General features: G+C 70.4%; 18 protein-coding genes. 3 read left to right on the forward strand and 15 right to left on the reverse strand.

All coding sequences use genetic code 11. From position 1 onward, the window contains the following. Positions 1 to 119: 119 nt before the first annotated feature. Positions 120 to 737 carry a TetR/AcrR family transcriptional regulator gene (locus ACQHIV_RS14205; protein WP_427894449.1) on the reverse strand — a complete coding sequence of 206 codons (618 nt, stop codon included), beginning with the start codon at positions 735 to 737 and terminating at the stop codon, positions 120 to 122. Between the two features lie 78 nt (positions 738 to 815). Between ACQHIV_RS14205 and ACQHIV_RS14210 the strand changes: the two genes are divergently transcribed. Further along, positions 816 to 1442: a hypothetical protein gene (locus tag ACQHIV_RS14210; RefSeq protein ID WP_427894451.1), complete on the forward strand. Its 627-nt coding sequence runs from the start codon at positions 816 to 818 to the stop codon at positions 1440 to 1442. Beyond that, positions 1439 to 2569, forward strand: a complete 1131-nt coding sequence (locus ACQHIV_RS14215; RefSeq protein WP_427894453.1) for a cytochrome P450 — start codon at positions 1439 to 1441, stop codon at positions 2567 to 2569. Before ACQHIV_RS14210 ends, ACQHIV_RS14215 begins: the two co-directional genes overlap by 4 nt. On the opposite strand, the gene ACQHIV_RS14220 is transcribed toward ACQHIV_RS14215, so the two are convergent. The 4 genes from ACQHIV_RS14220 to ACQHIV_RS14235 all read right to left on the reverse strand — a co-directional run bounded on the left by ACQHIV_RS14220 (position 2559) and on the right by ACQHIV_RS14235 (position 7710). Beyond that, positions 2559 to 3872: a M16 family metallopeptidase gene (locus ACQHIV_RS14220; RefSeq protein ID WP_427894454.1), complete on the reverse strand. Its 1314-nt coding sequence runs from the start codon at positions 3870 to 3872 to the stop codon at positions 2559 to 2561. The genes ACQHIV_RS14215 and ACQHIV_RS14220 overlap by 11 nt on opposite strands. Further along, the gene (locus ACQHIV_RS14225; RefSeq protein ID WP_427894456.1) at positions 3869 to 6079 is read right to left on the reverse strand and encodes a polyribonucleotide nucleotidyltransferase; all 2211 of its coding nucleotides are present in this window, start codon (positions 6077 to 6079) and stop codon (positions 3869 to 3871) included. The genes ACQHIV_RS14220 and ACQHIV_RS14225 overlap by 4 nt, the downstream gene beginning before the upstream one ends. 259 nt (positions 6080 to 6338) lie before the next feature. Then, positions 6339 to 6611, reverse strand: coding sequence for a 30S ribosomal protein S15 (gene rpsO, locus ACQHIV_RS14230; protein ID WP_184833659.1), 273 nt, complete (start codon positions 6609 to 6611; stop codon positions 6339 to 6341). A 130-nt stretch (positions 6612 to 6741) separates the two neighbouring features. Continuing rightward, entirely contained in the window at positions 6742 to 7710 is a 969-nt protein-coding gene (locus ACQHIV_RS14235; protein ID WP_427894457.1) for a bifunctional riboflavin kinase/FAD synthetase, read from the reverse strand. Positions 7711 to 7827: 117 nt separating this feature from the next. On the opposite strand from ACQHIV_RS14235, the gene ACQHIV_RS14240 reads away from it, so the two are divergent. Continuing rightward, a complete protein-coding gene (locus tag ACQHIV_RS14240; protein ID WP_427894459.1) occupies positions 7828 to 8835 on the forward strand; it encodes an SGNH/GDSL hydrolase family protein in 1008 nt (335 codons plus the stop codon). A gap of 40 nt (positions 8836 to 8875) precedes the next feature. Here the strand turns inward: ACQHIV_RS14240 and ACQHIV_RS14245 are convergent, their stop codons facing one another. From ACQHIV_RS14245 to infB, 10 genes are all read right to left on the reverse strand, one after another. Further along, on the reverse strand, positions 8876 to 9772 hold the full coding sequence (locus ACQHIV_RS14245) for an NAD-dependent protein deacetylase (protein WP_427894461.1): 897 nt from the start codon (positions 9770 to 9772) through the stop codon (positions 8876 to 8878). A 22-nt stretch (positions 9773 to 9794) separates the two neighbouring features. Continuing rightward, positions 9795 to 10595, reverse strand: coding sequence for a carbohydrate ABC transporter permease (locus tag ACQHIV_RS14250; protein WP_427894463.1), 801 nt, complete (start codon positions 10593 to 10595; stop codon positions 9795 to 9797). Between the two features lie 10 nt (positions 10596 to 10605). Next, complete coding sequence (locus ACQHIV_RS14255) at positions 10606 to 11499, reverse strand: carbohydrate ABC transporter permease (protein ID WP_427894464.1); 894 nt, start codon at positions 11497 to 11499, stop codon at positions 10606 to 10608. Further along, the gene (locus tag ACQHIV_RS14260; protein ID WP_427894466.1) at positions 11499 to 12842 is read right to left on the reverse strand and encodes an ABC transporter substrate-binding protein; all 1344 of its coding nucleotides are present in this window, start codon (positions 12840 to 12842) and stop codon (positions 11499 to 11501) included. The genes ACQHIV_RS14255 and ACQHIV_RS14260 overlap by 1 nt, the downstream gene beginning before the upstream one ends. Positions 12843 to 12878: 36 nt before the next feature. Then, positions 12879 to 13880: an acyltransferase domain-containing protein gene (locus ACQHIV_RS14265; RefSeq protein ID WP_427894468.1), complete on the reverse strand. Its 1002-nt coding sequence runs from the start codon at positions 13878 to 13880 to the stop codon at positions 12879 to 12881. Between the two features lie 117 nt (positions 13881 to 13997). Then, positions 13998 to 14363, reverse strand: a complete 366-nt coding sequence (locus ACQHIV_RS14270) for a hypothetical protein (RefSeq protein ID WP_427894470.1) — start codon at positions 14361 to 14363, stop codon at positions 13998 to 14000. A 21-nt stretch (positions 14364 to 14384) separates the two neighbouring features. Next, on the reverse strand, positions 14385 to 15248 hold the full coding sequence (locus tag ACQHIV_RS14275) for an LLM class flavin-dependent oxidoreductase (RefSeq protein ID WP_427894472.1): 864 nt from the start codon (positions 15246 to 15248) through the stop codon (positions 14385 to 14387). A 34-nt stretch (positions 15249 to 15282) separates the two neighbouring features. Beyond that, entirely contained in the window at positions 15283 to 16173 is an 891-nt protein-coding gene (gene truB, locus ACQHIV_RS14280; protein WP_427894473.1) for a tRNA pseudouridine(55) synthase TruB, read from the reverse strand. Between the two features lie 8 nt (positions 16174 to 16181). Continuing rightward, entirely contained in the window at positions 16182 to 16619 is a 438-nt protein-coding gene (gene rbfA / locus ACQHIV_RS14285; RefSeq protein WP_380195692.1) for a 30S ribosome-binding factor RbfA, read from the reverse strand. A gap of 70 nt (positions 16620 to 16689) precedes the next feature. Beyond that, a complete protein-coding gene (infB, locus tag ACQHIV_RS14290) occupies positions 16690 to 19962 on the reverse strand; it encodes a translation initiation factor IF-2 (RefSeq protein WP_427894475.1) in 3273 nt (1090 codons plus the stop codon). Positions 19963 to 19987 lie beyond the last annotated feature (25 nt).

A 19987-nucleotide genomic window follows, 5' to 3' on the forward strand; every position in this document is an offset into this window, starting at 1 on the left:
GACACCGGGGACCCGGTCCAGCTCACGTCGGCCGCAAATTGCGTGCCATCCCAGCAAGCGGGCCCAGCCCGTGCGTCCAGGGATCCAGTGGCAGATCACGATGACGTGTCCGCTTCAACCTACCCCGGCGGGAGCAGCTGCGTCACCAGTGCGTCCGCGGTCCACTGCTCCCAGCGGTCGGCGGTCCAGCCGCGGCGGGCGGTCAGCAGGTGGTACAGCTCGGGGCTGAGCAGCGCGAGCGTGATGTCGGTGGCCATCGCCGCGTCGAGGCCGGCACGGAGCGCGGTCTTGGCGGCCAGCGCGGTCGCCATCCGCTCCATCACGACCGCGCGCTGGGCGTTGTTGGTCTCCCAGAGCTCGTGGATCTCCGAGTCGGCGGTCGCGGCGTGGGCGATCACCTGGAGCACCGGCGCGACGCGCTCGTACACCTCGCGGGCGAACCGGGCCTGTTCGTGCAGCTGCGCGACCGGATCGGGGTTGTCGAGGGCAGCGCGGACCTGCGGGCGCTCCAGGTTCGGCACCGGCTCGTCGTCGCCGGCGACCGCGATGTCCAGCAGTTCGGCCAGCAGCGCGCGCTTGGTCTTGAACGTGAAGTACAGCGTCTGCACGGCCATCCCGGCCTCGTCGGCGATCGCCTGCATCGAGGTCGCGGCGTACCCCCTGGCCACGAACAGCGTCTGCGCCGCCGCCCGCATCCGCTGCCGGTTCGCCTGGGTCTTGTCCGCACGTCGCGCCATGGTGGTGAGCATAGCAGTTGACTAGAGCGCGACTCTAGTGATTCGCTAGTTGGACACTCTAGTGAAAGCAGGTCGACCATGACCGACACCCTTCCCGCACCGAGCGGCCTGCGCGGGCAGTTGCGCAGTACTGCTCGGCTGACCGCGTTCGCCGGCGGTCCGCTCTTCTGGCTCGGCACCCTGCTGCATCCGGCCCGGGACGGCTGGAGCATCGCGGCGGTCGGCGAGCGCTACGGACTCACCCACGACCTGCAGGCGCTCGGCCTCGGGCTGCAGGTCGTCAGCCTCGCCAGCATGATTGCCCTCAGCAACCAGCGCCGCGAGCTGCGGTCCTGGTACGCCGCGATGGCCGGGACGCTGTTCTGGTTCGCGCTGATCGTCTTCGACGGCGCGCACAATCCGGTGCGGGCGGAGTACGCGCCGAGCATCGTGCACGAGCCCGCCGACCTGAACACCCCGGCCGCGCTGATCGTATTCCCCGCGTTGCTGATCTTCCCGCTGGGCTACGCGTGGCTGGGCCGGACGTTGAGCAGGCGCGGGCTGCGGCTCGCCGGCGTACTGCTCGGAGTCGGCGCGATCGCCTACACGCTTGGCGGTCTGTTCATCTTCACGTCCGGGCCTCGGTTCGGGCTGATCCAGCTCTTCGAGGTGGCCGGGGCGACGCTGTACGCGGTCGGCCACGTGATGCTGGGGCGGCGGGCATGAACGCGGCCGAGATTCTCCAGGACCTGCTGTCTCCGGCGGGCCGGGCCGACCCGTTCCCGCTGTACGCCGCCGCGCATCGGCTCGGTCCGCTGCTGCCGGTGACCGACGACATCCTGCTGGCGGTCGGGTACGCCGCCGTGAACGACGTACTGCGGAAGCCCGCGTTCGAGATCCCGGCCGAGCCGTCGAGCCGGCCGTCGCTGGACCTGATGCAGCGCTCGATCCTGCGCGCGAACCCGCCGGACCACGGGCGGATGCGGTCGCTGATCTCGCAGGTCTTCACGCCCCGCCGGGTCGCGGAACTCCGGCCCGCTGTCGAGGCCGCCGTCGACGGTCTGCTGGACGGGCTGCCGGACGAGGTGGACTTCATGGACCGGTTCGCGTTCCAGCTGCCGGTGTCGGTGATCTGCGAGTTGCTCGGCGTACCGCCCGGTGATCGGCACCGGTTCCGTCCGCTCGCGTCGGACCTGACGGCGGCGCTGGAGCTCACGGACACGGCAGACGACGCGGCCGATGCGGCCGCGGCTGAGCTCGGCGCGTACTTCGCCGGCCTGATTCAGGATCCGCCACCCGACGGACTGCTCGCCGCACTGGTCGCCGCCCGCGAGCGGCTGTCCGACGAGGAGCTGCTCGCGAACCTGATCCTGCTGCTGGTGGCCGGCTTCGAGACCACGACCGACCTGCTCGGAAACGGGCTCGCGCTCCACTTCCAGCACCCGGAACTGCCGATCGACGCGGCGTACGTCGAGGAGGTGTTGCGCTACGACTCCCCCGTGCAGGTCACCACCCGCGTCGCCCGCGCCGACACGGAGATCGCGGGTACGCCGGTCCCGGCCGGCAGCAATGTCGTCCTGCTGCTCGGCGCGGCGAACCGTGATCCCGAACGCTTCCCGGACCCCGACCGGTTCGACCCGCGGCGCCCGGGCAACAAGCCGCTGAGCTTCGGCGCCGGCGCCCACATCTGCCTCGGCAACACCCTCGCCCGCCTGGAGGCGGCCGTAGCCCTCCCCCGCCTCCTCGAGCGCTACCCGGCGATCAGCGCCGCCCAGCCCCCGACCCGCCGGGACCGCCTGGTCCTCCGCGGCTACCGAAACCTGCCGGTACAGCTACGGGAGATCACACGGTGAAGGCGGTGGTGTTCTCGTCGAAGGGGCCCATCACGGTCAGGGCGGGCGCGCCGGCGTATAGCTCGGCGGCCAGGTTCGTGACGTCGTCGAGGGTGACCGCGTCGATGCGGTGCAGGATCTCGTCGACGGTCGGGAGTTCGCCGTACACGAGCTCGGCCTTCGCGATCCGGGTCATCTTCGCGCCGGTGTCCTCCAGGCCCATCACGACCGAGCCGCGCATCTGGCCCTTGCCGCGGAGCAGCTCGTCCGGCGTGATGTTGCCGGCGGCAATCGCCTCGAGCTCGCCGCGGATCACGTCCAGCACCTCGGGCGCCTTCTTCGGCAGACAGCCCGCGTACACGCCGACCATGCCTGAGTCGGCGTACGCCGAGCCGAACGTGAACACCGAGTACGCCAGCCCGCGCTTCTCCCGCACCTCCTGGAACAGCCGCGACGACATCCCGCCGCCGACGATCCCGTGCAGTACGCCGGCCGTGTACCGCCGCTCGTCGCTGCGCACCAGCCCCGGCATCCCGAGCACCAGGTGCGCCTGCTCGACGTCGCGGTGGTGCACCCGCACCCCGCCGTACGTCGGCACCCGCCGGGTCGCGCCGCGCCGTACCGCGATCGGCTCGGCCTCGGCCGTCACCCAGTGCCGCTCGAACGCCTTGCGGACCAGGCGGACGACATCCGGGTGGTCGACGTTCCCGGCCACCGAGACGACGATGTTCGACGGCTTGTAGCGGCGGCGGTACCAGCCCACCACCTGCTGACGGGTCAGCCCGGCGACCGATTCCGGCGTACCGGTGATCGACCGGCCGAGCGGGGACTTGCCCCACAGTTGCTCGGCGAACAGGTCGTGGATGTGGTCCGACGTCTCGTCGGCGTGCATCGCGATCTCTTCGTCGATGACGTCCCGCTCACTCTCCACGTCGACGTCGGTGAGCGTCGCGGAGGTGATCATGTCGCAGATGACGTCGACCGCGAGCGGCAGGTCGGTGTCCAGCACCCGCGCGTAGTAGCAGGTGTACTCCTTGCCGGTGAAGGCGTTCATCTCGCCGCCGACCGCGTCGATCTCCGCGGAGATCTCCAGCGCGTCGCGACGCTCGGTGCCCTTGAACAGCAGGTGTTCGAGGAAGTGCGTCGCACCTGCCAGCTGGGCGGGCTCGTCACGGGAGCCGACGCCGACCCACAGGCCGAACGTGACCGAGCGGAAGCCCGGTACCGACTGGGAGAGAACCCGGAGCCCGGAGGGCAGGACGGTCCGTTTCACCGGACCGCCCGCCTCCGGGCTCAGGAGGGTGCTCGTGATTGCGCGAGTCACTCGGCGGCTGCAGCCTCGTCCTTCTTCTCTTCACCCTCGATGACCGGGATCAGCGAGAGCTTGCCGCGGTCGTCGATCTCGGCGATCTCGACCTGCAGCTTCTGGCCGACCGACAGCACGTCCTCGACCGCCTCGACCCGCTTGCCACCGGCCAGCGGACGCAGCTTCGAGATGTGCAGCAGGCCGTCCTTGCCCGGCAGCAGGCTGATGAACGCACCGAAGTTGGTCGTCTTCACGACCGTACCCAGGTAGCGCTCGCCCTTCTCCGGCATGGTCGGGTTCGCGATCGCGTTGATCGCGGCCCGGGCGGCCTCCGCCGACGGACCGTCGGTGGCGCCGATGTACACCGTGCCGTCGTCCTCGATCGAGATGTCGGCGCCGGTGTCCTCGGTGATCTGGTTGATCATCTTGCCCTTCGGGCCGATGACCTCGCCGATCTTGTCGACCGGGACCTTCACCGAGATGACCCGCGGCGCGAACTCGCTCATCTCACCCGGCGCGTCGATGGCCTTGGCCATCACGTCCAGGATCGTCAGGCGGGCGTCCTTGGCCTGGGTCAGCGCGCCGGCCAGCACGCTGGCCGGGATGCCGTCCAGCTTGGTGTCCAGCTGCAGGGCGGTGACGAAGTCCTTCGTACCGGCGACCTTGAAGTCCATGTCGCCGAACGCGTCCTCGGCGCCGAGGATGTCGGTCAGCGCGACGAACTCCTCCTTGCCGTCGACCTCACCGGAGATCAGGCCCATCGCGATACCGGCGACCGGAGCCTTCAGCGGGCAGCCGGCGTTCAGCAGCGCGAGGGTCGAGGCGCAGACCGAACCCATCGAGGTGGAGCCGTTCGAGCCGATCGCCTCGGAGACCTGGCGGATCGCGTACGGGAACTCCTCGCGGGACGGGAGCACCGGCACCAGCGCCCGCTCGGCCAGCGCGCCGTGACCGATCTCGCGGCGCTTCGGCGAACCCACCCGGCCGGTCTCACCGGTCGAGTACGGCGGGAAGTTGTAGTTGTGCATGTACCGCTTGCGGGTCTCCGGGGAGAGCGTGTCCAGCTGCTGCTCCATCCGGAGCATGTTCAGCGTGGTGACACCCAGGATCTGGGTCTCGCCGCGCTCGAACAGCGCCGAGCCGTGCACCCGCGGGAGCACGCCGATCTGCGCCTTCAGCGGCCGGATGTCGGTCAGCCCACGGCCGTCGATCCGGATCTTGTCCTTCAGCACGCGCTGCCGGACCAGCTTCTTGGTCAGCGAGCGGAAGGCCGCGGACAGCTCCTTCTCGCGCCCCTCGAAGTCGGCGGCGAGCTTGTCCACCGTGGCGGCCTTGACCGCGTCGGTGGCGTCGTCACGCTCGTGCTTGCCGGCGATGGTCAGCGCCTGCGCCAGCTCCTCGCTCGCGGCGGCCTCGACCGCGGCGAACGCGTCGTCGGCGTAGTCCGGGAACAGCGGGAACTCGCCGGTCGGCTTCGCGGCCCGAGCGGCCAGGTCGGCCTGCGCCTCGACCAGGGTCTTGATGAAGCCCTTGGAGGCCTCCAGACCCTCGGCCACGATCTCCTCGGTCGGCGCCTGGGTGCCGGCCGCGACGGCCTCGAAGGTGCCCGGGGTGGATTCCGCCTCGACCATCATGATCGCGACGTCGCCGGTCTCGGTGACCCGGCCCGCGACCACCATGTCGAAGACCGCGTCCTCGAGCTCGGTGTGGGTCGGGAACGCCACCCACTGGCCCTCGATCAGCGCGACGCGGACGCCGCCGATCGGGCCGGAGAACGGCAGGCCGGCCAGCTGGGTCGACATCGACGCGGCGTTGATCGCGAGCACGTCGTACAGCTTGTCCGGGTTGAGCGCCAGGACCGTGATGACGACCTGGATCTCGTTGCGCAGGCCGGACACGAACGACGGCCGCAGCGGACGGTCGATCAGCCGGCAGGTCAGGATGGCCTCTTCGGACGGCCGGCCCTCGCGGCGGAAGAACGAGCCGGGGATGCGCCCGGCGGCGTACATCCGCTCCTCGACGTCGACCGTCAACGGGAAGAAGTCGAACTGGTCCTTGGGCTTCTTGCTGGCCGTGGTGGCCGAGAGCACCATCGTGTCGCCGTCGAGGTAGGCGGCGGCGGAGCCGGCGGCCTGCTGGGCCAGGCGGCCCGTCTCGAAGCGGATGGTGCGGGTGCCGAAGCTGCCGTTGTCGATGACGGCCTCAGCGAAGTCGGCGCCGTCCATCGGCGCACTTGTGGATCCCGACACGGGATACCCCTCTCTCACAGTGTGACGACTGCGAGGCGCGAGCTTCCGGGGTGCCGGTCTTCGATCGAGGCCCGCGGATGATGATGGATCCGAAAGCCACTACCGAGGACCGGTCGTCCTCCCGCCACGCGCTTCGCGTCGCCTCGTACGTCTTTCTGTATTCAGTTTGATCCGCACCAGCGTGCGGATACGCCAGGAGCGGCCACCCGAGTCTCGGGGGCCGCTCCTCGCGACGTCATCGGCGGAGGCCGAGCCGCTCGATCAGGGACCGGTAGCGGTTGATGTCCTTCTTCGCCAGGTAGTTCAGCAGCCGGCGGCGCTGACCGACGAGCAGCAGCAGGCCACGACGGCTGTGGTGGTCGTGCTTGTGCTCCTTGAGGTGCTCGGTCAGGTGGCTGATCCGGTAGGTCAGCAGCGCGACCTGGACCTCGGGGGACCCGGTGTCGCCCTCGGTCAGGGCGTACTCGCCCATGATCTTCTTCTTCGTAGCAGCGTCAACAGCTGACACGTGGATCCTCTCGATTTCCGTTGCGCGGCGCACCGGGGCATTCTCCACCCGAGCACTCTCGATCCGCGGCCGTTCAGACGGCAGCAGCCAGCGTATCAGTCCGTGGACGGGCCGCCCTAATCAGCCCTGATCAGCCCTGTTCAGCCCGCAGCAGGCCACGGGCGCCGTCGACGTCGGCCTTCATCTGGACCAGCAGCTCGTCGATGCTGGCGAACCGGATCTGGGTGCCGCGCAGCCGGGCGACGAAGTCGATCGCGACCTTGGCGCCGTACAGCTCGAGGTCGTCGCGGTCCAGCACGTACGACTCCACCCGCCGGTCCAGGCCGTCGAACGTCGGGTTCGTGCCGACGCTGATCGCGGCCGGCAGCGGATCCGGGTACGCCGGGGCGCCGGGCGCGGGCGTGAGCACGGTCAGCCACCCCGCGTACACGCCGTCCTGCGGGACCGCGGCGCCCGGGTCGGCCGGGATGTTCGCGGTCGGGTATCCGAGCTCGCGGCCGCGCTTGTCACCCTCCACCACCACACCGGTCACCCGCAGCGGCCGGCCGAGCGCCTCCGCGGCCGCCTCCACGTCACCGTCGGCGAGCTTCTGCCGAACGTACGTCGACGACCAGGGCTGCTGGTCCCCCGCCAGGCCGAGCCCCTCGACCTGGAAGCCGTACCGCGTTCCCGCCTGGACGAGGGTGTCGACGTGGCCGGCGGCCTTGTGCCCGAAGCGGAAGTTCTCGCCGACGACAATCGCCTTCGCGTGCAGGGCGGTCACCAGCGTGCGCTCGATGAACTCCTCCGGCGACCAGTTCGACACGTCCTTGGTGAACGGCAGGATCAGTACTGCGTCCGCGCCGGCGGCACCGAGCAGCTCGGCGCGCTGCTCCGGGTCGCTGAGCGTCAGCGGCGCGTGGTCCGGCCGCAGCACCCGCATCGGGTGCGGGTCGAACGTCATCGCGACCACCGGCAGTCCGCCCAGCTCGGCGGCCCGCGCGCGGGCGTGCGCGAGCACCTCCTGGTGACCGCGGTGCACCCCGTCGAAGTTGCCGATCGTGACCACCGTCGGCCCGAGCTCCGGGCTCACCTGGTCCAATCCGTGCCAGACACGCATGGCAGCAGGATTCCATGCCCGGAGGCGATGGCCGCAAGCAGGTCACCGATCACCCCTTGTAATCGGGCCGTGACTCAACTTATCGTGGGCCGCGCACTCTTGAGCCTGGGAGGTCCTGTGAAGCTCCGCCGTCTGGTCGCGGCCTGCGCGGCACTCGCGCTGCTGGGCGGCCTGCCGGTCGCGCAAGCGGCCGCCGCGCCACGCTTCGAGCGGTACGTCGCGCTCGGCGACTCCTACACCGCCGCGCCGTTCGTCCCGCTGCCCGACGTCCTGTCGCTCGGCTGCTTCCGGTCGTACAACAACTACCCCAAGCAGCTTGCCGCGAAGCTGCACGTCCGGCACCTGACCGACGTGAGCTGCGGCGGCGCCGACACCACGAACATGACCCAGCCGCAGAGCACCCTGCTCGGGACCGCCGCGCCACAGTTCGACGCGCTGACGCCGGACACCGACCTGGTCACGGTCGGGATCGGCGGCAACGACTTCGGCGTCTTCGGCAGCATCATCGACACCTGCCCGGGGCTGCGCGCCTCGGACCCGACCGGAGCGCCGTGCAAGGCGCACTTCACGGTCAACGGCGTCGACACGCTGCGGCAGAAGATCGCCCAGACGCAGACCCGGATCGCGATCGTCGTCCAGGGCATCCGGGCCAGGTCGCCGAAGGCCGAGATCGTCCTGCTCGGCTACCCGAAGATCGCCCCGGAGCACGGGACGTGCCCGGCGAAGCTGCCGTTCGCGGACGGCGACTACACCTACCTGTACTCGATCGAGCAGGCGCTGAACACCGCCGTCTCGAACGCGGCCGCCGCCGGCGGAGCGACGTACGTCGACACCTTCGGGCCGTCGACCGGGCACGACGCCTGCGCTCCGGACGGGCAGGCGTGGATCCAGGGCAAGGACGTCAACCTCCTCCGCGCCTGGAACTACCACCCCCGGTACGAGGGCGAGGCCGGGATGGCTTCGCTGACGTACAAGACGCTGACCGGCCAGCCGGCCGTCATCACCGGTGCTGAGCAGGCCACCTGGTCCCGCCAGGCGACGGCGCTCGCCAAGCAGGCAGCTGTCTCACCCCAACAGGCCTATGTGGCCTCCCTGAACCGCGTACGGACCAGCGCGCAACGCTGACCCTTTCCAATCCGTACCGCGGACTCCGGGCCGGGCCACCTCACGCGTGGCTCGGCCCGGTGGTGTCTGTCAGCAGTTCGGTCAGCGCCTGCCCGAGCGGCAGATTCACCCGGTACGTCGCATACGGGTCGCCGCGGGTCAGGCCCTGGTTGATGATCAGCACCGGCGTACCGGCCTTGGCGGCGTGCCGGACGAAGCGGAACCCGGACATCACGGTCAGCGAGGAGCCGAGCACCAGGACGGCGTTCGCGGCGTCGATCAGGTCGTAGCAGCGCTGTACGCGGGACCGGGGCACGTTCTCGCCGAAGAACACCACGTCGGGTTTGAGTACGCCGCCGCAGACCGTGCACGGTACGACGGTGAACTCACCGACGACCTCGTCCGGCAGCTCGACGTCGCCGTCCGGGTTGATCCGGGTCGCCTCGGCCGTGAACGCCTGGTTCGCGGCCCGCAGCCGGCGGTCCAGGATCTCCCGGGGTGACGTCGTACCGCAGTCGAGGCAGATGATCCGGTCGAGGTTGCCGTGCAGCTCGATCACGTCGCGGGCACCGGCCGCCTGGTGCAGACCGTCGACGTTCTGGGTGATGATCCCGCTCAGGTTGCCGCGAGCCTGGAGCGCGGCGACCACGCGGTGGCCGTCGTTCGGGTGCGCGCGGGCGATCGTCCGCCAGCCGAGGTGGCTGCGCGCCCAGTACCGCTGCCTAGCCGCCTCGCTGCCGGTGAAGTCCCCGAACGTCATCGGCGTATGCGTCCGCAGACTCCCGGTCGCACCGCGATAATCGGGAATCCCGGACTCGGTCGACAGCCCCGCGCCACTCAGCACGACAACTCCCCCACCGGCAACAACCTCGGCAACCGGCCCGACATCCGTCGCCCCTGGCTGCAACGCCAGCACGTCGGGCCCCGGGGCCCACTCCAAGGTCGGACGAGAACGCACCGCTCCAGCGTACCGGCGGGTTCTAGGCCTTCACGGCGCCGGCGAGTACGCCACGGATGAAGTACCGCTGGAACACTACGAACAGCAGGGCCATCGGCAACAGGCTGAGCACCGCGACCGCCGTGATCCCGCCGATGTTCTGGGTGAACTGGGTGTTGGTGGTGGCGATGCCGACGGTCAGCGTCCGCATCTCATCGGACTGTGCGATCAGCAATGGCCACAGGAACGAGTTCCAGCTGCCGACGAATGTGAAGATCGCCAGCACCGCCATCGGCTGGTAGCACAGCGGCACGATGATGTTCCCGAAGATCCGCAGGTACGACGCCCCGTCGATCCGCGCCGCGTCCAGCAGCGTGTCCGGGATGCCGCGGATGAATTGGCGCAGCATGAACACCCCGAACGGACCAGCCAGCGCGGGCACGATCAGGCCGGAGTAGCTGTCGACCATGCCGAGCTTCGAGGCGATCAGGTACACCGGCACCAGCGTCGCGGAGAACGGCAGCATCATGGTCCCCAGCAACAGCCCGAACGACAGGTCCCGGCCCGGGAACCGCAGCTTGGCGTAGGCGAACGCCGCCAGCAGGTCGATCACGACGGTCAGCGCGGTGACCGCGAGCCCGACGACGACGCTGTTCAGGATGTACCGCGGTACCAGCGGATCCCCGAGCACCTGCCGATAGTTCAGGAGCGACCAGTGGCCGGGCGACACCGACAGGTCCAGGACCGTCGTCGAGGTCAGCGAGACCAGGACCACGATGATGATCGGCCCGGCGAAGACGACGCTCGCCAGTGTCGCGGCGAGGTGCATCGCGAGCTGTGTCACGGCTTTCGGCCTAGTCACCGGACTCGCCTCCCGTCTCGGTCCGGGCGACGAAGACCGCCGCGATGATCACCGTGACAAGGAGCAGAACGATGCTCATGGTGGCGGCGTACGCGACCGAACCGCCGTTGAAGGCGTTCTGGTAGACGTACCACATCGCGGTGTAGGTCTCCGTTCCCGGACCTCCGTGGGTCATCACGAACACCAGGTCGAAGACCTGCACCGCGCTGATCGTCACCAGCACGAGCACGACCTGCGCCACCGAGCGCACCAGCGGGATCCGGATGTGGACCAGCAGCTGCCACGTCGACGCGCCGTCGATCCGGCCGGCCTCGAGCAGGTCCTGCGGGATGTTGTTGAAGCCGGCCATGAAGATCAGCGAGTAGAACCCGCACGAACACCAGACCGTGATCAGCGACAGGAAGGCGATCGCCACCCCGCCGTCGGTCAGCCACGGAACCTGCAGCCCGAACAGCTTCCCGAGCAGCAAGGCCAACGGGCCTTGCTCCGGGTCGATCATCACCTTCCAGATCAAACCGGTCGCCACCACCGACAGCAGGGAGGGCAGATAGATCAGCGCCCGGTGTACCCGGATCCCGGGCAGGCCGGACGCCAGCAGCAGGCCGACCGCCATCGACACCAGCACGGTGACCGGAATCGTGATCACCATGAAGACCAGCGTGTTGAGCAGCGAATCCCGGAACAGCGTGTCGGTGAGCACCGTGCGGTAGTTGCCGAGGCCGTTCCAGCGCAGGCCGCTCAGCAGGCTGCCGCGCTGGAAGGTGAGCACGAACGTGTAGACGAACGGTACGGCGACGAACAGACCGAAGACCGCCGCCTTCAAGGCCAGGAACGGGCCGGCCGTGAGCAGGTCCCGGGAGCCGCGGGCCAGCCGCCGGACGGCCATCAGTTCGCTGCCGCGGCCATTTGCCTGACCTGCTTCGAAGCGTCCTGGATCATCGCGTCCAGGTCCTGCTTGCCGGCCACGTAGTCGTTGATCTTGCCCATCAGGTACTCCTGCGGCTGGTACTTGAGGATCCGGGTGATCCGGGTGTACTTGCCGAGCTTCTCCACCGCGTTCTGGAACTCGTTCATCCGCGGATCCGGCAGGTCGGTGTAGAAGTCCCCGCTCGCCGGGTGCACCGGCAGCGCGAGGATCAGCCGGGTGTACTTCTCCTGCTGCTCCGGCGACAGGATGTACTTCGCCAGCGCGTACGCGGCCTCCGGATGCTTGCTCTTGGCAGCGACCGCGATGTAGCCGCACGCTCCCACGATCACCTGCCGGCCGCTCGGCCCCTTCGGTGGCTCGAGGACCCGGACCCGCGCCTTCGGGAACGCCTTGGCCTGGTCCACGGTGAACCCGCCGACCCACTGCATCCCGGCCTTCCCGGCGAAGATCGCGTTGCCCCACTTGTTCTCGTCGGTGTACAGCCCCGGCGGGGTCGCGGCACCGGAGTCCACCATCGCCTTCATGTTCCGCAACGCCGCCCGGCCGTTGTCGTTGTCGAACCCGACGTCCTTGCCGTCCGCGGACACGTAGTCGCTGCCGAACGACCAGAAGTAGTGCCACAGGTAGTTGTCCTCGATCGCGGGTACCGGCGGCCAGTTCATTCCGTACGACGCGATGTGCTTGGCGTCGAACCCCGGCTCGCCGAGCTTGCGGCCCGCGGTGTCGATGGTCAGCGCCTTGGCGAACGGGATCATCTCGTCGTACGTCGTCGGCAGCGGCGGCTTGCCCGCCTGCTCCCAGATGTTCAGGTTCACGGTCAGCTGATGCGAGCCACCCGTCACGTACGGGATCGCCAGCAGCTCGCCGTTCGGTCCCTTGGCCGCGTCCAGCAGACTGCTGTTCACGCCGTCCAGGAACTTGTCGACGTCGTCCTTCGGCGCGATCTTGTGGAAGTCGGCGAGCACGCCGGTCTGCCGCCAGATGTTCATCCACGGCGCGATCTGGTACGTCACGTCCGGTGGATTGCCGCTGCTGAACGCCGCGGTCAGCTTGGTCTGCGAGTCCTCCCACGGGACGATCAAGGTCTTCGCGGAGTACTGCTTGTTCGCCGCCTGGAATCCGGCGGCGAGGTCCTTCAGGAACCCCTGCATCTGCTGCTGCGAGGCGTTCGGCTGCACCCAGTACGTCGCCGTGTTCCCGGACGCCTTCGAGCCGCCGCAGCCGCCGAGGGCAAGCCCGGCACCGGTCGCGCCGAGTGCCTGGAGGAACCTGCGGCGGTCGAGTTCGCTGGTACTGCTCATGTCGTACCCCCTTGTGCGCCGCCCGGACCGGACGGGTCAGAGCGGGAACCAGCCGGTGCGGAACCTCCATGGCCGGCCGGCGCGGATGTGGTCGATGACGGCGCGTTGGAGAGTTGTTGCGCGTGGCAACATGTCGAGTTCCGTCAGGGGGCGCTTGAAGAGGAACTCGACGACGGTGGCGCCGTCGTCCTTGTCCGCCTCGGGCAACAGCGTGAAGCGTTGCTGGAAACGGATGATGTTGCTGTCGGCCGCCAGGTACTGCGTCAGTTGCGGGTCGAGGACCCAGGAGACGCAGGTGGCGAAGCGGTACTGCTCGTCGGGGTAGTGCGTGCCGAAGAAGACGCGGGCGCGGTCCAGCGCGGCGTCGACGGACTCGGGAGTGAGCCGTCCTTCCGGGATGTGCAGCCCGAGGACGGGTTCGGCCGGCGCAGGACCGCCATCGGCCCGCGCGTCGAACCAGGAGCGTTGGCGTTCGAAGTGCAGGCGGTCGAGGGCGTAGATGGCGCCGCGGAAGTGGTGGGTCACCCAGTTCTGCGTGTGCAGGCCGCCTTCGCCGTACAGCTCGCGGCGGTTGGCCATCTGGGCGCCGAGGACCGCGAGGGCGGGCCAGGAGTCGGCGTCGGAGATGCCGCGGTCCGCGTGGTAGCGGCGTACGGCGGGAAGCGTGGCTAGGAACGCCCAGACGTAGAGGAAGCGCCCGACCGGTCCGGTCGCGGCGGGGAGGTCCGGCCAGGGTGGGAGCGGGCCGGTTGTCCCGAGCTGCTGGACGAGTTGGTGATGGCAGCGCTCCAGCAGCCACCACAGGTCGGGGTCACGCTCGGGGTCCGGGCGATTGGCAAGCGTGTCGCGCCGATCCTCGGCACCCAGCCCGAGCCGGGCGAGCACCTCGTCCTCGTCGGCGCCCGACGTCCATCGGGGCAGGTCGACCGGCTCGGGCGGTGGCCCGACCTCCGCGAGTACGCGCAGCTGCGCGCGGGCGTCGCCGGTCAGCCCCAGTCCGGCGACGAGCCGTGCCACCTCGGCATCGAATCCTGTCACGGTCACAGTCGACCTCCACCTTTCGAGATATCGAAGATAAAATCGCTATCTCGTACATGACAAGGTAGAGCCGAGTGCCCCGGACGGCAAGATCTCAGCAGTCGTCCGCCGCGAGGGCTAGCGGAACGAGTGCCACAGCCTGACACTCGCGAAGACCAGGCCGACCGCGAGGGCGCTGGTCACGGCCTGGCCGATCCGGGGCAGGGTTCCTACGTCGGGGTTGGAGATGTAGACGGCGTACCAGTTCGCGAGGGCGTCGGTCACCAGCACCGCGGAGCCGAGTGCGAGGCCGGCACGACGGCGGGTGGCGATCAGTACGGCGCTTGCGGCGTCCAGCGCGATCAGCGCGGTGAAGTAGCCGCCCAGCCAGACCGGGAAGTCGGCGTACGCGTTCAGCCCGTAGTTGATCAGGTCGTACGCGTGGACGGCGGTCCCGTACCCGAAGACCACCACCGCCCCGACGCGCACCGGTCCCTCCCGCACGCGCTCCAGCGTACGGCGCGATCAGCGGGCCCGGGGCGGACCGGCGCGTAAACGGCGCTCGGCGTTCTCACGAACAACCGCCTGGTCGAGCGAGGACCAGTCGGCGTCGATCCACCAGGTGGCGCCCGCCTCCGCCCACGGCCGGACCGTGTCGGCGGCGTCGGTGTCGTCGGCCCGGGTGACGCCCTCGGCGACCACGTCGTACCCGTCCATCGTCAACCCGTGCGCCGCTCGCTCCCGGCGGATCCACGCCACGCCCTCGGCCAGGTGCTCCGGGGTCAGCTCGCCCGGCTGCGCACCCGGCGGGACGATCGGCGCGTAGTTCGGCAGCCAGCCGTCCTGGAGCGCGGCCCGCCGCATCGACTTCGGTCGCGGCCACCCACCCGCGACCCAGATCGGGACGCCCGGCTGCTGCACCGGTGGCGGCGGTGCGGGCGGCACCAGGTCGGCGACCTTGCGGGCGCTGTAGTGCTTCCCGGAGAACTCGAACGCCTCGTCGCGCCACAGGTACGGCAGCATCTCGAGCGACTCGTCCATCAGCTCGGCGCGCACCTTGCGTCCTGGGTCCTCCTCGAACAGCCAGAACCGGTCCTCCCCCGTCACCCCGAGCCCGACGGACAGGATCACCCGCCCGTTGCTGAGGTTGTCGACGGTCGAGACCTGCCCGGCGACGTCCCAGGGTTTTCGGCGCGGCAGCGGCGTGAGCATGGTGCCCAGCCGGATCCGATCCGTCGTCATCGCGGCCGCGCCGAGCAGCACCCAGGCGTCGATCCCCCAGATCGACTCCCAGACGAAGAACCCGTCCCAGCCGTGCTCCTCCGCGATCGGGGCCAGCTCGGCCGCGTCACGCGCATCGCCGTACGCCATCACGAACCCGTACTTCATGCCGGCAGACGCTAGCGGGCCGCGCCGACAGTTTTCAGCCGACGAAGACCGCGGTGGGTCTCGCGACCGAGCCACGCGGCTCGTAGAGCGCCAGGAACGTGCCGTCCGGCGCGAACATCGCGGTCTGCCCGGCCGCCAGCTCCAGCCCCGGCAGCGGCCGCCCGGTACGGATCGCGGCCGTCTGCTCGTCGTCCGCGTCGTACCGCGGGAACGTCCCGGCAGCCACATCCGCGATCGGCAGCCAGTCGAACGACTCCGCCAGCGACTCCAGCGAATGTGCGACCGACAGGCCGAACGAGCCGACCCGGGTACGCCGGAGCGCCGTCAGGTGACCGCCGACGCCGAGCTCGGCGCCGAGGTCGCGGGCCAGCGCCCGGATGTACGTGCCGCTGGAGCAGTCCACCGACACGTCGACCGAGATCCCGCCGGCGTCCGGCCGGACGTCGAGGACGTCGTACCGGGAGATCGTCACGGCGCGGGCCTTCAGCTCGACCTCCTCGCCGGCCCGGACCCGGTCGTACGCGCGGCGGCCGTCGACCTTGATCGCGGACACCTTCGACGGGACCTGCGAGATCTCCCCGCGGAACCCGTCGACGGCCGCCGCGATCGCGTCGGCCGTCACCCCGTCCACCGGCGCGGTCGCGACCACCTCGCCCTCGGCGTCGTCGGTGGTCGTAGTCGCGCCGAGCCGGATCGTCGCGTCGTACGACTTGTCCGCCAGCTGCAGGTGCCCGAGCAGCCGGGTCGCGCGGTTGATCCCGACGATCAGCACACCGGTCGCCATCGGATCCAGCGTGCCGGCGTGCCCGACCTTGCGGGTGCCGGCCAGCTTGCGGATCCGGGCGACCACGGTGTGCGAGGTCAGGCCGCCCGGCTTGTCGACGACCACGATCCCGTCGGACGTGGCCGTGAAGTCGAGGCTCAACGCCGTACTCAGTCCTCGTCGTCGTCTTCGTCGTGCGGCCGCTTGTACGGGTCGGCGTCGCCGGCCGGCTTCGCGCCCGCGGCGGCCTTGGCCACCTCGGCGTCGGCCTCGCGGGCCTTGGCCAGCAGCTCCTCGATCTGCCCGGCGTTCTCCGGTACGGCGTCCAGGAAGAACGCCACGCTCGGCGTGTGCCGCAGGCCCAGCGCCTTGCCGACCTCGCTGCGGATCAGGCCCTTCGCCGACTCCAGCGCGGCGGCCGTGTTCGCCCGCGCCTGCTCGTCGCCGTACACCGTGTAGAAGACGCTGGCCTCGCGCAGGTCACCGGTCAGCCGGGCGTCGGTGACCGTGACGAACCCGAGCCGCGGGTCCTTCACCCGGCGCTCCAGCAGCTCCGCGACGAGCACCTGGATCCGGTCTGCCAGCTGCTTCGCCCTTGCTTCACCCATCAGGGCTCACTCCCTCATTCATGCGTAACGTCCGGAGAGACAGTGTCTCCCCGGACGTTACCTGGTGCTGTCAGCTACGCGGCTTCTCGCGCAGCTCGAACGCCTCGACGACGTCGCCGATCTTGATGTCGTTGAAGTTGTTGATGGTCAGACCGCACTCGAAGCCCTCGCGGACCTCGGACGCGTCGTCCTTGAACCTCTTCAGCGACGACAGCTCGGTGTTGTCGACGACCACGGCGCCGTCCCGGATCAACCGGACCTTGGCGTTCCGCTTGATCAGGCCGCTGGTCACCCAGCAACCGGCGATGTTGCCCACCTTCGAGGAGCGGAAGATCTCCCGGATCTCGGCCTGGCCGAGGGTGACCTCCTCGTAGATCGGCTTCAGCATGCCCTTCAGGGCCGCCTCGATGTCGTCGATCGCCGAGTAGATGACCGAGTAGTACCGGACATCCACGCCCTCGCGCTCGGCCAGGTCACCGGCCTTGCCCGCCGGCCGCACGTTGAAGCCGATGATGACGGCGTTCGACGCGATGGCCAGGTTGACGTCGTTCTCGTTGATCGCACCGACGCCGCGGTCGATGATCCGCAGGTTGACCTCGTCGCCGACCTCGATCCGGACCAGGGCGTCTTCCAGCGCCTCGACCGAACCGGACACGTCGCCCTTGAGGATCAGCAGCAGCTCCTGGCTCTCGCCCTTCTCCATCGAGGCCATGAAGTCCTCGAGGGTCCGGCGGGCGCGACGCTTGGCGTTCGCGGCCGCCCGGGCACGGGCCTCCCGCTTCTCGGCGATCTGCCGGGCGCGGCGGTCGTCCTCGACGACCAGGAACTTGTCGCCCGCACCTGGCACGGCGGTCAGACCGAGCACCAGGACCGGACGCGACGGAGTGGCCTCCTCGACCGGGTCGCCGTGCTCGTCGAGCATGGCCCGGACCCGGCCGTACGCCGGACCGACCACCATCGAGTCGCCGACCCGCAGCGTGCCGCGCTGCACCAGCACGGTCGCCACCGGACCACGGCCCTTGTCCAGGTTCGCCTCGATCGCGATGCCCTCGGCGTGCATCTTCGGGTTCGCCCGCAGGTCCAGCGCCGCGTCCGCGGTCAGTACGACGCCCTCGAGCAGGCCGTCGATGTTGATCCGGGACTTCGCGGAGACGTCGACGAACATCGTGTCGCCGCCGTACTCCTCGGGCACCAGGCCGTACTCGGTCAGCTGACCGCGCACCTTGGTCGGGTCCGCCGCCGGAACGTCGATCTTGTTCACCGCGACCACGATCGGGACACCCGCCGCCCGGGCGTGGTTCAGCGCCTCGATCGTCTGCGGCATCACGCCGTCGTCGGCCGCGACCACCAGGATCACGATGTCGGTGGCCTGCGCACCACGGGCACGCATGGCGGTGAACGCCTCGTGACCCGGGGTGTCGACGAAGGTGATCGCCCGCTCCTGGCCGTCCACCTCGGTGGTGACCTGGTACGCACCGATGTGCTGGGTGATGCCGCCGGCTTCCTTGGCCTGGACGTTCGCCATCCGGATCGCGTCCAGCAGCTTCGTCTTACCGTGGTCGACGTGACCCATCACGGTCACCACCGGCGGCCGCGGGGCCAGGTCGCTCTCGTCGCCCTCGTCGTTGCCGAAGTCGATGTCGAACGACTGCAGCAGCTCGCGGTCCTCGTCCTCCGGCGAGACGATCTGGACGTCGTAGTTCAGCTCGGTACCGAGCAGCTCGAGCGTCTCCTCGTTCACCGACTGGGTCGCGGTGACCATCTCACCGAGGTGGAACAGCACCTGGACCAGCGACGCCGGGTCGACTCCGACCTTCTCGGCGAAGTCCGTCAGCGAGGCACCACGAGGCAGCTTCACGACCTCGCCGTCACCGTGCTTGACGCGGACGCCGCCGACCGCCGGGGCCTGCATGTTGTCGAATTCCTGGCGCTTGGCGCGCTTCGACTTGCGGCCACGGCGCGCCGGACCACCCGGGCGCCCGAAGGCACCCTGTGTCCCGCCACGGCCCCGGTTGCCCGGACCCGGACGGCCACCGCCGCCACCGGGCGGGCCGCTCGGGCCGCCGCCACCGGGACGGAAGCCGCCACCGCCACCGCCGCCACCGCGCGGACCGGCACCCGGACCGCCGCCCGGACGGCCACCGCCGCCACCACGGCCGCCACCCGGACCACCGGAGCCGCCACCGGGGCGACCGGTGAAGGTACCGGCCGCGGACTTCGGCATCATCGCCGGGTTCGGGCGCGGGGCGCCCGGCACGCCGCCGGACGGACGCGGCCGGTCACCGGCGCCACCCTGGCCACCCGGACCGCCGGAGCGGCCCTGCGGCGGGCGCGGCGTCGCGCCGGCCGGGCTCGGGCCGCGGCGGTCGGAACCGCCACCACCCGGGCCGGGACGCGGTCCGCGGCCCATGCCCTGGGTCGAGCTGAACGGGTTGTTGCCCGGCCGCGGCGCACCACCCGGTGCACCACCCGGACGCGGCGCGCCGGGACGCGGGGCACCCGGCCGGGGCGCACCCGGACGCGGGCTGTCGGACCGTGCCGAACCGCCGGAACGCGTACCCTCGCCGCCCGGACGCGGCGCACCCGGACGCGGGCCGGAGCCCTGACCACCCGGACGCGGGGCCGAACCCGGCGTGGCCGGACGCGGGCCGGAACCCTGACCACCCGGACGCGGGGCCGAACCCGGCCGCGGAGCCGGGGTGCCCTCGGTACGGCGGGCCGCCGGCGCGGACGGAGCCGCGCTGTCGGCCGCCCTGGCCGCGGGTGCCTCGAAGGCAGGGGCCGCCGGAGCAGCCGGTGCCTCCGCGGGAGCAGCCGGTGCCGCGGCCGCCGGAGCGGTCTCGGCCGGGGCGGACTCCTGGCGCGGACCCGGCTTCGGACCCGGGCGCGGACCCGGGCGGGCGCCCGGGGCCGGTGCGGACGTCGCCGGCGCCTCGGCGGTCCGGTCGGCCGGAGCCGCGGAGCGTGCCTCAGCCGGTGCCGCCGTGTCTGCCTTCGCCGCGGGAGCGGCCGGGGCCGCCGGGGCAGGCGTGAGCGGCTCGGCGGCCGGCGCGGGGCGCTCGGCCGGAGCCTTCGGGGTGGCCGGCTGGGCCGGCCTCGGAGCCGCGGGGGCGACCGGTGCGGTCGCCTGGGGTGCGGCAGACGTGCTCGCGGCGGCCTTCTTGGCCGTGCGCTTCTTCGGCGGGTTCTTCTCGAACTCCTCCGCCAGCCGGCGTACGACTGGTGCCTCGATCGTCGAGGATGCCGATCGGACGAACTCGCCCATGTCGTTCAGTCTGGTCAGAACGACCTTGCTGGTAACTCCGAGCTCCTTCGCGAGCTCGTAGACCCGGACCTTTGCCACTACTCTCCCTCTGGTCCGAGCCTGG

Origin of the sequence: Kribbella polygonati (assembly GCF_050320105.1) — a bacterium.
Lineage (GTDB): Bacteria > Actinomycetota > Actinomycetes > Propionibacteriales > Kribbellaceae > Kribbella.